The organism is Sorangium aterium, assembly GCF_028368935.1.
GTDB lineage: Bacteria > Myxococcota_A > Polyangia > Polyangiales > Polyangiaceae > Sorangium > Sorangium atrum.
Genome location: NZ_JAQNDK010000006.1, coordinates 707065 through 720000 on the forward strand (window position 1 = coordinate 707065; position 12936 = coordinate 720000).

Here is a 12936-nt window from a genome sequence, read left to right on the forward strand (position 1 = left end):
CGGCGCGCCGTCCCAGGGAGCGCGGCTCAGCCGCCTGCGCGCTTCGCGTACTGGTACGCGGTGTAGGCGGAGATCACGTGGCAGATCCAGCCGAGCCAGCCGCCCGAGCCGATCCACAGGCCGGGGGTGACGATCAGCCAGAAAATGCAGCGCAGGAACGCGCCGTTGTAGAGCTGTCCAACGCCCGGAATAAGGAAAGAAAGCACGGCGGCGGTCCCGGATTTGCTCATGGCATCGGAACCTGATCACCGTGACCGCCCTGTCAAGCGGGCTCGTGCGACCTCGGCACGGACCCGCCGCGCCGCTGCCAGCGGCACAGCGGGCGGCGCAGGACAGCTCAGTGGCTGCCTGGCAGGACGATCCTTCGACGACCCGTCGAGGACGTGGAAGGGGTCGGCGCAGGGGTCGTCGCTGTGGCGGTAGGCGCAGGGGTCGTCGCCGTGGCGGTGGGCGTCGGGGTCGTCGCTGTGGCGGTAGGCGCAGGGGTCGTCGCCGTGGCGGTAGGTGCAGGGGTCGTCGCCGTCGGCTTGGGTTGTGTTTGCGCCGTCGGCTTCGGGGCCGCCACGGGGGCCGGCTCCGCCGCGGGAGGCTGCGGCGCGGTCGCCGCGGGGGTGGCGGCCGTCGGCGGGGGAGGCGCCGGATCGCCGGCGACCGACGCAGGCGCCGGGGGCGCCTCGATGGGCGTCAGCGCTGCGGCATCTTCGGACGACCCTCGGCTGCGGATCACGAAGAAGGCGGTCGTCAGCCCTCCGATGAGCACGAACGCGCCGATCCCGATCAGCGCGAGCGTCGGGCCGGAGCTCTTCGCGCGAGGCCGTGCGGGGATCGGCGCCGGGTACAGCGCGCCGCCACCCGGCGGCTGGGGAGCGCCGCCGGCATGAAAGCCCGGCGGTCCGCCGGCTCCAAGGCCACTCGGGGCCCCGAACGGCGAGCCGCCGTACGGGCTGGGAGGTTGGGGCGGCTGCCCGTAAGCGCTCCCAGCTCCAGGAGGGCCGCCGTAATTCGCTGTCGCACCGGGGCCGTACGGGCCGGGTGCTCCGGGCGGCGGCGCGCCGTACGGGCCTGCGGGAGCGCCGTAAGGGCCGGGCGTTCCGGGGGGCGCGCTGTTGGTCCCGCCTTCGACGAGGGTCCGCGGGACGGCTGCGCCAGCGGCGTTCGGATCATGCGGCGCGGTGCCGGGCGGCACGGGAAAGGCGCCCTGCGGCGAGTTGAGCCCTGCGAGCGGAGGCTCGCCGGGCACGGTCTTGCCAGGGCCGTACATGCCGCTCGGGGGCGCAGGCCATCCCGGCGGCGGACCGCTATTCTGGTTGCTCATCGAGATCGCATCCTACCTACCGTACGCGTCGGGCGCGTCAGTTGTTGGGTACGATGATCACGCGTCGTCGAGGCCTGTCCGGCGGCGTGGTGGTGGTCGGGTTCGTCGTCGGCGGGCTCGTCGTCGGCGGGCTCGTCGTGTTCGGCTGGGGGTTGGCCGGCGGCTGTGCGCTGGTCGGCGCGGGGAACGGGAACGGCGGCAGCGTCGACGGGATGACCCAGGGGAGCTGGGGGATGATCGTCGTCCCGCTGGGGCGTGTCGTCGGCGCCGTCGTGGTCGGCGGCGTTCCCGTCGTGCTCGGTGTGGCCGGGGGCTTCGCCGTCGTGGTCGGCCGGGGCGGAGGCTTGGCGACCACGGGCGGCTCAACAGGAGGCGGCGTCACCGCCGGGGGCGTCACGGCGGTGGGCGTCGTCGCGGGCGGGCTCGGATCCGAAGGCACCGTGTTGGCCGGCTGGAGGGTCGGAAGGGCCGGCCCCACGTCGGCCTGCTCCTTCCGGCTCAGCTCGTTGGCGATGTACAGACCGCCGACGACGGCTCCCGTGATCCCCGTGGCGAGCAGCAGGATGGCGAACAGCGAAGTCCCGCGTCGTGCGGGCCGCTGCGCGCCGTGCGCCGACGCGCTCTGCGAGATCCTCGGCAGCGGATCCATCGGCGCCGTCCCAGGGATGTAGCCCTGCGCGCCGCCGCCATACGCACCGCCATACCCTGGCGCTGGACCGCCGTTGAATCCGCCGCCCGGGACCCCGCTCCTGTCGATGAACGGCGCGCCTCCGACCGCCGTCCCTCCCGGGCGCGGCGACACATCGAACGGTCCCGGCTCGTGGCTCGTGGCAGGCACCCCCTGGGGGGGAGCGTAGGGGGCGGCGCTGACGGTCGCCGGCTGCGCGATCTGGGGATAGCCCCCTTGGGCGAAGTACGGGCCTGAGGAGGGCTCTGGCCTCGGCGTGAACCCTGGAGCCGACGCCGAGGGACCACGGGCATCCGAGGAGAAGCCGCCCATGGGGGTCGAGGGCCCGAGACCGCCCGGGGGGCCGCTCGACGCGTGCTGCGCGCCGCCGTCCTCCGGCGGAATCGTCTTGGGAACGGAGCTGGTGCGACCGTCCCCCATCGCGTTGGTCGCGGGCGCCGCTGCGGAGGGCGTGAGCATGCCGGGCGCCGCGAGGGCTGCTGCCAGGGCGGCCCCGGACGACCGCGCCATGCTGACCTCGGACGGCGCAGGGGTGAGCGCCGACGGGGCGCGGGCGGCTCGGGCGAACGGCTCCAGGGCGCTGCGGAACTCGGCGGTGGTCGCGAAGCGATCCGGCGGCGAGGCCGCCATGGCGCGGTGGATGGCGGCGCAGAGGCCGGGCGCGAGCTCCGGCGCCAGGTCGGAGAGCCGCGAGATCTGGCCCGAGAGGTAGGCCCCCGCGATCTGCTGCGGCTCATCGCCGCCGACCGGCCGGCGGCCGGCCAGCATCTCGAAGATGATGACGCCCAGCGAGAAGATGTCGGCGCGCGCGTCGACGGAGTCCGCCGAGTAGGCCTGCTCGGGCGCCATGTACTCGGGGGTGCCCATGATCACGCCGGGGCGCGTCAGCCCGCGATCGAGCTCCCCCGTGACCTTCAGCTTGGCGATGCCGAAGTCGAGCAGCTTGATGAGCGGCTCTCCCTTGGCCGTCTTCGTGATGATCACGTTGTCCGGCTTGAGGTCCCGGTGGACGACGCCCGCGCGATGGGCGGCCTCGACGCCCTCGAGCATCTGCATCGCGTACTCGAGCGCGTCGGGGTACCCGAGACGGACGCCTGCGCGGTAGAGCTCCTCGTAGAGGGTCTGGAGCGTCTTCCCCTCCAGGTACTCCATCACGATGAACGCCAGGCCGGACGCCGTCTGGTCGACGTCGCTGACGCGAACCACGTGCGCGCTCTGGATCTGCGCGGAGACGCGCGCCTCCTGAAGGAAGCGCTGCACGAGGCCGGAGCGGCGGGACAGCTCGGGGTGGAGAAACTTGAGGGCGACCGTCGTCCCCAGCACCTCGTGGCGGGCTTCGTAGACGCTCCCCATGCCGCCATCGCCGATGAGGCGCACGAGTCGGTACTTGTTGTTGATGACCTGGCCTGCCTGCGGACGCATCGATCTCCGTTGAGGGCGCTGGAGTTGCTCGGAGAGTCTCACAGGCTGGTAGACGAACGTCAGCCCCATTTGTGCGACACAGCGTCGCGATGATCGCGATCCGCCCTGCTTTTCGGCGCCGCAAGCCCCATCCATTCCCGCCCGCGTCCCGTCCAGGGCGCCCCTACGGCTGAGGTCGAACGCTCCAGCATACACGTGCCCCTGCAAGGAGCTGTGGTGACGCGATGCGTTGTCGGGGTTCGTGTGGGCGCGACAGCGCTGATGCGCGCGTGCGGGACCGAGTATACCTGGGAGCGCCGCGTGGGAGCGGCGCCGAGGAGATGCCTGTGCTGGCTGCGCCGTTGCTCGATGCCCTGATCGATCGCTCTCTCGAAGAAGACCTCGCGGGAGGCGATCTCACCACCGAGGCGTGTGTCGAGGCTTCCGCGCGCGCGACCGCGAAGGCGGTCGCGCGCAAGCCGCTCGTCGCGTGCGGGGGCGACGTGTTCCTGCGCGTCTTTCAGCGCCTGGATCGGCAGGTGGAGGGCGAGGTGCTCGTCGCGGACGGCACGGCCGTCGGCGCCGGCACCGTGCTGTGGACGGTGCGTGGCCGCGCGCGCTCGCTCCTCAGCGCGGAGCGCACCGCGCTCAACCTCGCGCAGCGGATGAGCGGCGTCGCCTCCGAGGCGCGTCGCTACGCCGAGGCGATCCCGGCCGGGTCGGGCGTGCGGATCACCGACACCCGCAAGACGACGCCCGGTCTCCGCGGGCTGGAGCGCTACGCGGTGCGCGTGGGCGGCGCGCACAACCACCGCGACAGCCTGGGGAGCGCCGTGCTCATCAAGGACAACCACATCGTCGCGGCGGGCGGCATCGCGACCGCCATCGCCCGCGCGCGGGCGCGCGCCCCGCACACGACGAAGGTCGAGGTCGAGGTCGCCTCGCTGCAGGAGCTCGATCAGGCGCTGGCCGCCGGCGCCGACATCATCATGCTCGACAACTTCACGCTGGCCGACGTCAAGGTCGCGTCCGCGCGCGTGCGGTCGGCGCAGCACGGCCGGCCTCTCCTCGAGGTCTCCGGCGGCATCACGCTGGAGCGCATCCCCGAGCTCGTCGCGGCGGGCATCGACGTCATCAGCGTCGGGGCGCTGACGCATTCGGCGCGCGCGGCCGACATCGCGCTGGATCTCTCGCTGTGAGGCGGCTCGACGGGGAGGCGATCGAGCGCGAGCTCTCGCGGCTGGGCGCGTCGTTCGGGAAGCCGCTGGCCGTGGCGGCCGAGACCGCGTCGACGAACGACGACGCGCGGAGCGCGGCCGCTGCCGGCGCCCCGCACGGGGCTGCGTTTCTGGCCGACGCGCAGACGCAGGGTCGGGGGCGCGGCGGGCGCTCCTGGCACTCTCCGCCCGGCGAGAACCTCTACCTGTCGGTGGTGTTGCGCCCGAGCCTGCCGGCGAGCCGCGTGGCCCCCATCGCGCTCGTCATGGGGCTCGCCGTCGCGTCCGTCATCGAGCGGCGGCTCGCGCCTCTTCCGTCCCGCGGCGCATCGGCCGACGGCTCCGTCGTCGAGGTGCGGCTCAAGTGGCCCAACGACGTGCTCGCCGGGGGCCGCAAGCTGGCGGGGATCCTCGTCGAGGCCCAGCTGCGCGGCGAGTCCGTGAGCAGCGTGATCGTCGGCGTTGGGCTCAACGTCCATGCGTCGAGCTTCCCGCCGGATCTGTCGGCCCGGGCCACGTCGCTCGCGATGCTCGGGATCGACGACGTCCCGCGCGAGCTCCTCGCCGCGGAGCTGCTCCAGGCGATCGGCGACGCGGCGGCGAGGTTCGAGGCAGGAGAGCTCGCGCCCTTCGCGGAGGATCTCGCCCGGATGGACTGGCTGCGCGGCCGTCGCGTCGAGGTCGCGGGGGTGGTCGGCGTCGCGGCGGGGATCGATCCGGAGGGACACCTGCTCGTCCGCGGCGCGGACGGCATCCTCCGGGCGGTGGCGGCGGGCGAGGTCAGCGTCATCTCCAGCTGAGCGCCCCGAGCCGCTTGCGTTGCGCGCTCGGCGCGGCCAAAGCTTCCGCCCCACCTCGGGTCGCCGGCGGCGCGGCGCCGCCGAGGCCGACCGAGGCTCCTCGGAGGCGTCGCTTCCTTGAAAGAAGACACCCTCGTCGTCCACGAAATCTACGCCAGCGTGCAGGGCGAATCGACGTTCGCCGGGCTGCCGTGCACCTTCGTCCGGCTCACCGGCTGCAACCTGCGCTGCGCCTGGTGCGACACGGCGCAGGCCTTCTACGGCGGCAAGCGGATCCGCCGCGGCGAGGTCCTGGAGCGCGCGCTGGCCCTCGGCACGCCGCTCGTCGAGCTCACGGGGGGCGAGCCTCTCCTTCAGCCCGGGTCGTTCCCGCTCCTCGCGGAGCTCTGCGACGCGGGCCGGACGGTCCTCGTCGAGACCAGCGGCGAGGCAGACGTGTCGCGCGTCGATCCGCGCGTGCACAAGATCATGGACCTGAAGGCGCCTGGCTCGGGGGAATCCCACCGGAACCGCTGGTCGAACCTGGATCACCTCACGCCGCGCGACGAGATCAAGTTCGTGCTCGCCGATCGGGCGGACTACGACTGGATGCGGGAAACCATCCGCGAGCGGCGCCTCGACGCGCGCGGCGTGACGCTGCTCGCCTCGTGCGTCTGGGGCAAGCTGTCGCCGAAGGAGCTCGTCCAGTGGGTGCTCGACGACGGCCTCCGCGTCCGGGTGCAGGTCCAGCTCCACAAGGTGATCTGGGGAGCGGACGCGCAGGGGGTCTGACCCGCGGGTCGCCCCCCGCGCTGCGGCTCGTGGCGGTGAGGGCGGCGTCCTTCTCTCGCAGCCTCAGCCCTCGCCGCGCACAAACTGCTCGAAATCTTCGACGTCGCGGGGCGAGCCGAGGACGAGCGGCACGCGCTCGTGGAGCGACCTCGGGACCCTGTCGAGGATGCGCTCGGCCCCCGTGCTCGCCTTTCCGCCCGCGGCCTCGAAGATGAACGCGAACGGGTTCGCCTCGTAGAGCAGCCGCAGCTTTCCCTGGCCGCCGCGATCGGCGGGGTACGCGAAGATGCCGCCCTTGAGCAGCGTCCGGTGCGCGTCCGCGACCAGCGATCCGACGTAGCGTGCGCCGTACGGCCGCCCCTCGTGCTTGCTGTCCTCCTTGATCCACGCGTTCCAGCGGCGCACGCTCTCCGGCCATCGCGCGCTGTGGCCTTCGTTGATGGAGTATGTCGAGCCGCGCTCGGGGATCCGGATGTTCTCGTGAGAGAGAAAGAACTCTCCCACGGTCGGGTCGTAGGTGAAGCCGTGCACGCCGCCCAGGCCGGTCGTGATGACGAGCAGCGTCGACGAGCCATAGAGCACGTAGCCGGCCGCGACCAGATCGCGGCCGGGGCGAAGGAAATCCGAGGGATCGGCGCCCATCTTTGCGTCGCTCTTCCGGAGCACACCGAAGATCGTGCCGATCGAGATGTTCACGTCGATGTTGGACGAGCCGTCGAGCGGGTCCACGACGACGATGTACTTGGCCCGTGGGTCCGTGCAGAGGAGCCTCATTTCACCGAGCTCCTCGCTCACCACGGCCGCGCAGTGCCCGCGCCTTCCCAGCACGCTGAGCAGCGTCTCGTTGGCGACCTCGTCGAGCTTCTGCACGACCTCGCCCTGGACGTTGGTCTGTCCCGTGTATCCGAGCACGTTGGCGAGGCCGGCCCGCCGGACCTTGGACGTCACGAGCTTCGCCACCAGGCCGAACTGGTTCAGGAGGGAGGTGAACGCCCCTGTCGCCGCGGGGAACCCGAGCATTCCTTCGAGGATGTACGTCTCGAGCGTGATCCCGATGCGCGACGGCGCCTCCGGCGGCTTCCAGCTCAGATCCCGTTGGTCCGACATGATCCCTCCGCGTTGTCGGCGAGGACGTTACCGCCCCGCCACGTGCTCGCGCTCGCGTCCGCCGCTGTGGCCCCCGAGGCGGACCGGCGCAGTTTCGAGAATTGCGTATCCGATGCCTTCGTACAACATCCTCGGAGCGCTGGACCGCCCGCGCGTTGGGCTCGATACGTTCGTCCAAGTCCTGAAGATGCGGCCCGAGCCCGCTCGTCCGAGCACCCCGAGACACGGAGCCGCGGGCAGGGCGGGGGAGTCCACGCCCCGGGCGGGTCACGCGCTCCCGGCGCAGCAGCATCCTCGACGGAGTGATTCATGGCCCTCACCACCCGTGTAGAGCAGATCCTCTCCTGGTATGCCTCCGAGAACCCAGGCACGCTGACGAACCTCGTCCGGCTGCTCAACCATGGCGCGCTCGCGGGCACCGGAAAGATGGTGATCCTGCCCGTGGACCAGGGCTTCGAGCACGGTCCGGTGCGATCGTTCGCTCCCAACCCCGAGGCCTACGACCCCGACTACCACTTTCAGCTCGCGATCGACGCCGGTTGCAACGCCTACGCGGCGCCGCTCGGATCGCTGGAGGCGGGCGCGGCCAGGTTCGCGGGGCAGGTCCCGCTGATCCTGAAGCTGAACAACAGCGACACGCTGGCGAAGGTGGAGCAGCCCGTGTCGGCGGTGACCGGCTCGGTCGAGGACGCGCTCCGCCTCGGCTGCGTCGGCGTCGGCTACACGATCTACCCCGGGTCCGGCGCGAGAAACAGGATGTACGAGGATCTTCGCGAGATCGCCCTCGAGGCCAAGCGAAGAGGTCTGGTCGTCATCGTCTGGAGCTATCCGCGCGGCGCCGGGCTGTCGAAGCAGGGCGAGACGGCGATCGATGTCTGCGCCTATGCGGCGACGATCGCGGCTCAGCTCGGCGCACACATCATCAAGGTCAAGCCGCCGACGGCTCATATCGAGCAGGAGGAGGCGAAAAAGATGTACGAGAAATACAGCATTCCAATCCAGACGCTCGCCGACCGGACCCGGCACGTCGTGCAGGCGACCTTCGGCGGCAAGCGCGTGGTGATCTTCTCCGGCGGCGAGTCCAAGGCGACCGATGCCGTCCTCGAGGAGGTGCGCGAGATGGCCGCGGGCGGCTCCTTCGGGTCGATCATGGGGCGCAACGCGTTCCAGCGCCCACGTGCCGAGGCGCTGCAGCTCCTCGCCGACGTGATCCAGATCTACAGGTCGGCGCGCTGACGCCCCTCGATCCGACGCTCGCGCCGGGCCTCCTCGGACCCGCAGTCCGGCGGTCAGCGCTGCGCTCGGCGCTCCGACGGCGCGCCACCGAGCGCTAAGCCTGCGCGGAGCCTCGCGGAACCACGCGGAACCGCGCAGGACCGTTGTGGGACCGCGCGGCGGGAGCGGGACCGCGCGCCCGGGAGCGGGAGCGCTCTCCCGCCCGCACCTCGGGCCGACCGCCCGCGGGCATCGTCCACGTCGACGGGGTTAGCCCTTCGTGATTAGATGCCGCGCTGGACACCCTCCACATCCCGGGCTCAGGAGACCGCATGCCGATCAAATTGAACCTCGCCTCGTCCGACCCGCTGAGCATCGCCGTCGACGTCGTCGTCATCGGCGTGCCCGAAGGCGCATCGACGGGTGAGGGCGTGCTGGCGAGGCTCGTGGCGGCGCTGGGCGAGTCGGTGACCCACCAGGTCAAGCGTGACGACTTCACGGGGAAGAGGGATCAGAGCATCGATTTCGCGACGCACGGCGCGTTGAAGCCCGGCCGGGTGCTGCTGCTCGGGCTCGGGTCGGGCAAGGTCACCGACGTCGAGTGCAGGCTGCTCGCGGCGAAGGGAGCGCGCTTCGCGAACGGCGTGCGCGCCGAGAGCGTCGCGGTCGTGGTGCCCCCCGGCGTCGAGCGCGCGGAGCGGGCCGCCGCGGAGGGGCTCGTGCTCGGGGCGTACCGGTTCACCCGCTACTTCACGGGCGATCGTCGGCCCAAGGTCGAGCTCTCGCGCGGCACCGTGGTCATCGAGGGCAAGGTGGGCAAGGCGGCGCGCGATGCCGTCGCGCTCGGCCAGCAGGTCGGGGAGGCGATCTGCGTCGCGCGCGACCTCGTCAACGAGCCGCCGAACGAGGTTTATCCGGAGGCGCTCGCGCGTGTCGCGGTGGACGTGGGCAAGCAGCACCAGCTCAAGGTGACGGTGCTCGACAAGGCCGCGCTCATCAAGCGGGGCATGAAGCTCATCATGGCGGTGGGGCAGGGGAGCGCGAGGGACCCCCGGCTTGTGCACATGGTCTACGCTCCTTCCGGGAAGCCGAAGGGGAGGCTGGTCTTCGTGGGCAAGGGGCTGACCTTCGACAGCGGCGGGCTCTGCATCAAGCCGGCTCAGGGCATGGAAGAAATGAAGGGCGACATGGGCGGCGCCGCGAACGTGATCGCGCTGATGGCCGCCGTCGCGGCCGCCAAGCCGAACGTCGAGGTGCACGGCGTCATCGGCGCGGCAGAGAACATGCCCGACGGCGCGGCATACCGGCCCGGCGACATCTTCGGCTCTCTGGATGGCAGGACGGTCGAGATCATCAACACCGACGCGGAGGGGCGCCTGGTCCTCGCCGACTGCCTCGCCTATGCGCGCGCGCTGAAGCCGGACCTCATCGTCGACAACGCGACCCTCACGGGCGCGTGCGTCGTGGCCCTCGGGCCGACCGTGTCGGGCTTCTTCTCGAACCGCGAGGAGGTCGCGGAGCGCCTGCGGAGCGCCGCGAAGGCCGCGGGCGAGTCGATGTGGCAGCTCCCGCTCATCGAAGAGCTCCGCGACGGCCTCAAGAGCGACTGGGCCGACATCAAGCACACGGCCGACCGCTGGGGAGGGGCCATCACCGCGGCCTTGTTCCTGCGCGAGTTCGTGGGAGACGTCCCCTGGATTCACGTGGACATCGCCGGCCCCTCCATGGCGAGCAAGCCGTACGGCATCTTCTCCAAGGGCGGGACGGGCCACGGCGTGCTTACCTTCCTCCGCCTCATCGAAGGCTTCACCGGCTAAACCGTGCAACTCCGCCGCAAGCTCGCGCGCGCCATGGGGCGCGCCATCACCGACTTCGACATGATCGCCGACGGCGATCGGATCCTCTGTGCTGTCTCGGGGGGCAAGGACAGCTACGCAATGCACGCGCTCCTCGTCGACCTCGCGCGGCGCGCGCCGGTCCGGTTCAGCGTGATCGCGGTCAACATCGACCAAGGGCACCCTGGCTACCCGGGACACCTCCTCACCGACTACATGGCGGCGGGCGGCCACGAGTTCCGGATGATCTCCGAGGACACCTACTCGATCGTCACCGAGAAGATCCCCGAGAACAAGACGTACTGCTCCCTCTGCTCCCGCCTGCGCCGGGGCATCCTGTACCGCATCGCGCGCGAGCTCGGCTGCTCGAAGATCGCCCTCGGCCACCACCGTGACGACGCCGTGACGACGCTGCTCCTGAACCTGATCTTCGCGGGTCAGCTGAAATCGATGCCGCCGAAGCTCATCTCCGACGACGGCGACAACATCGTGATCCGTCCGCTGATCTACTGCGCCGAGGCCGAGCTCGCCGCGTTCGCCGCCGAGGAGCGGTTCCCGATCATCCCCTGCGACCTGTGCGGGTCCCAGGAGAACCTCCAGCGCAAGGCGGTGAGCCAGCTCCTCGCGGAGCTCGACGCGCGCCACCCCGGGACGCGGCAGAGCATGCTCGCCGCCCTCGGCAATGTGCGCCCGAGCCACCTCTTCGACACGGGCCTTTGGAAGCGGCTCGGGCTCGAGGTCGCCCGGGAAGAGGGGAGCGCAACCGACGAAGCAGGCGCGGGTGCGCCAGCGCCGGACGTGCTGCCCGTGGGCAACCTCCTGAGAAACCTGGCCTAGCGCTCGCTCATGAGCACGGATGCCCCCGGCGCCATCTCGATCGGCGCTCCGCGCGAGGAGGAGTCCACCGCGTCGGCCGCCGTCGATCGCGGCGGTGCGTTGACGCGCGAGGTCGACGAGGCGTCGGGCTCGGACCGCCCGGAGGCGCCGCTGCCGGGGCCGGCGCGCTTCGACCTGGGTCTGGGCGGCGGGCGCGCCCCGCAGGCGTTGCTCGCCGCGGTCGTCGCCTGGATGATCACGGTCGCGCCTGCGGGCTTCGGTCGTGGCGCGCCGGTGTTCGCCAGCATCGCCGCCGCGCTCGCCTTCCTGTGCGGCGTCGCTGCGCCGCTGCTCGCCGCCACGCACCGCCGGCTCGCGCGGCACCTCGGCATCTCCGTCTTCCTCGCGCTGGTCACGCTGACCTGGCTGCTGGCTTCTCCCTCCCTTCAGCCCTCCCGCCTCGACCCGGTCCGCGCGGCGATCGGCGCGATCGCCTGGGGCATCTTCGCGCTTTCCTGGCGCGATCGCTGGGATGTGCGGCGCCAGCCGGAGCCGGAACCGGACGCCCCTCTCCTGCAGGCCCGAGCCCACCTTCCTCCGCTCGCGACGGCGATCGTCGCGTTCGGCGCGCTCGTGAGCCTCGCGATCCTCGTGCTCGCGTGGCGCGTCCGGGACCCGGACCGCGCCCTCTTGGCCCAGGCCGTCGCGGTGGCCTGCGCTGTCGCGCTGATCACGGCGGCGTCCGGCGTCGCGGTGGCCCGTGGCCGCCGGCACACGGCCGGCGCACGGCGGCTCCCCCACCGAGCCGTTCGGCACCTGGTGGTCCTGATCGTCTTTGCCGTCCTGGGGGCGGTCGCGATGACGCTGCGGTGAGCGAGGGGCGCGGCCGTGGCCTCCCGGCTGCCGCTCCTTGGTGTCCCGCATCCCCGCCGGTTCCCCATCAAATCGCGTTACACTCATGGGCGTGTCCCGCGCAGTCGATGTGTTCGCGGTTCTGCTCCTCGTCGCCGCAGCGTTCTCCTTTGCCTTCGGGGTTCACGCGCTCGGTGATCGCCAGGATTTCAAGGCGATCTACCTCCTCGTGATCGGCGGCCTCTCGCTCAAGGCGTCCACGGAGATCCTTCGTCCCCGCGGGGGTAGCGCGTGAGCCCCGGGCGCCGAGCGATCGCGGCCGTCGCGTGCCTGTGCGCGTGTGCGGCCTGGGCTGCTCTATCGACGTCCGCGAGGGGGGCGGCGCCGCTGCCGCCCGACGTGGCGGCCCGCGTGGGCGCGAGCGACGTCGCCGTCGACTCGGTAGCTCGCATCGCGGCGGCGCAGCAGATCCCGCCTGCGCAGGCCCGGGACGCGGCGGTCCGCGACGCGCTCTGGGCCGCCGAGGCACGAGCCCGCGGCCTCGAACAGGAGCCCGACGTGCAGCGCGAGATCAGCCTGGTGCTCGCCCGTCGCATGCTCCACGGCCTGAAAGAAGAGGCGGCGAACGCCGGCCCGGTGACCGACGACGAGCTGCGCGTCGCCACCGAGCGCCACTGGCTCGATCTCGATCGTCCCGAGGGGTACCGCACCGTGCACGCCGTCGTGAAGCTCTCGGAAGACGCTGGCGAGGCCACCCGTGACAAGGCGAAGGCGATCGCCGACGCCATCCGGACGGCCGTGTCGTCTTCGCGCGAGGTCGCTCAGCGCACCGAGCCGCCCCGCGCCGCGGGGGCACCGCAACCGCCCCCCGATCCGGCTGCAGAGGCGTTCATCAGCGCCGCGAAGGGCGTCCCCGCCG

The 12936-nt window shown here is 71.8% G+C and carries 13 protein-coding genes (1 of these 13 only partly in view); 10 read left to right on the plus strand and 3 right to left on the minus strand.

Annotation, left to right across the window (positions count from 1 at the left end; translation table 11 throughout):
- Positions 1–26: 26 nt before the first annotated feature.
- Positions 27–230 carry a hypothetical protein gene (locus POL72_RS46715; RefSeq protein WP_272103487.1) on the minus strand — a complete coding sequence of 68 codons (204 nt, stop codon included), beginning with the start codon at positions 228–230 and terminating at the stop codon, positions 27–29.
- A 153-nt stretch (positions 231–383) separates the two neighbouring features.
- Here POL72_RS46715 and POL72_RS46720 point away from each other — a divergent pair, with 153 nt between their 5' ends.
- Positions 384–881, plus strand: coding sequence for a hypothetical protein (locus POL72_RS46720; RefSeq protein WP_272103488.1), 498 nt, complete (start codon positions 384–386; stop codon positions 879–881).
- 471 nt (positions 882–1352) lie between these two features.
- On the opposite strand, the gene POL72_RS46725 is transcribed toward POL72_RS46720, so the two are convergent.
- Entirely contained in the window at positions 1353–3425 is a 2073-nt protein-coding gene (locus POL72_RS46725) for a serine/threonine-protein kinase (protein ID WP_272103490.1), read from the minus strand.
- Between the two features lie 320 nt (positions 3426–3745).
- Between POL72_RS46725 and nadC the strand changes: the two genes are divergently transcribed.
- From nadC to POL72_RS46740, 3 genes are all read left to right on the plus strand, one after another.
- The gene (gene nadC, locus POL72_RS46730; RefSeq protein ID WP_272103491.1) at positions 3746–4603 is read left to right on the plus strand and encodes a carboxylating nicotinate-nucleotide diphosphorylase; all 858 of its coding nucleotides are present in this window, start codon (positions 3746–3748) and stop codon (positions 4601–4603) included.
- Positions 4600–5421 (plus strand): biotin--[acetyl-CoA-carboxylase] ligase, encoded by an 822-nt coding sequence (locus POL72_RS46735; protein ID WP_272103492.1) that lies wholly within the window; start codon positions 4600–4602, stop codon positions 5419–5421. Before nadC ends, POL72_RS46735 begins: the two co-directional genes overlap by 4 nt.
- 117 nt (positions 5422–5538) lie before the next feature.
- Positions 5539–6192: a radical SAM protein gene (locus tag POL72_RS46740; protein ID WP_272103494.1), complete on the plus strand. Its 654-nt coding sequence runs from the start codon at positions 5539–5541 to the stop codon at positions 6190–6192.
- A gap of 63 nt (positions 6193–6255) precedes the next feature.
- Here POL72_RS46740 and fbp read toward each other — a convergent pair whose 3' ends face one another.
- Positions 6256–7299, minus strand: coding sequence for a class 1 fructose-bisphosphatase (fbp, locus tag POL72_RS46745; RefSeq protein ID WP_272103496.1), 1044 nt, complete (start codon positions 7297–7299; stop codon positions 6256–6258).
- 309 nt (positions 7300–7608) lie between these two features.
- Between fbp and POL72_RS46750 the strand changes: the two genes are divergently transcribed.
- The 6 genes from POL72_RS46750 to POL72_RS46775 form a co-directional block, all read left to right on the plus strand.
- On the plus strand, positions 7609–8535 hold the full coding sequence (locus POL72_RS46750; protein WP_272103497.1) for a class I fructose-bisphosphate aldolase: 927 nt from the start codon (positions 7609–7611) through the stop codon (positions 8533–8535).
- Between the two features lie 311 nt (positions 8536–8846).
- Positions 8847–10331, plus strand: a complete 1485-nt coding sequence (locus POL72_RS46755) for a leucyl aminopeptidase (protein ID WP_272103498.1) — start codon at positions 8847–8849, stop codon at positions 10329–10331.
- A 3-nt stretch (positions 10332–10334) separates the two neighbouring features.
- Positions 10335–11186, plus strand: a complete 852-nt coding sequence (gene ttcA / locus POL72_RS46760; RefSeq protein WP_272103500.1) for a tRNA 2-thiocytidine(32) synthetase TtcA — start codon at positions 10335–10337, stop codon at positions 11184–11186.
- 9 nt (positions 11187–11195) lie between these two features.
- Entirely contained in the window at positions 11196–12038 is an 843-nt protein-coding gene (locus tag POL72_RS46765; RefSeq protein ID WP_272103501.1) for a hypothetical protein, read from the plus strand.
- A 91-nt stretch (positions 12039–12129) separates the two neighbouring features.
- On the plus strand, positions 12130–12312 hold the full coding sequence (locus tag POL72_RS46770; protein ID WP_157906650.1) for a hypothetical protein: 183 nt from the start codon (positions 12130–12132) through the stop codon (positions 12310–12312).
- Between the two features lie 116 nt (positions 12313–12428).
- Positions 12429–12936: the 5' portion of a peptidylprolyl isomerase gene (locus POL72_RS46775; protein WP_272103503.1), read on the plus strand. The gene runs 356 nt beyond the window's last position; the window shows 508 of its 864 coding nt (coding positions 1–508); its start codon is at positions 12429–12431; its stop codon lies beyond the right edge, outside the window.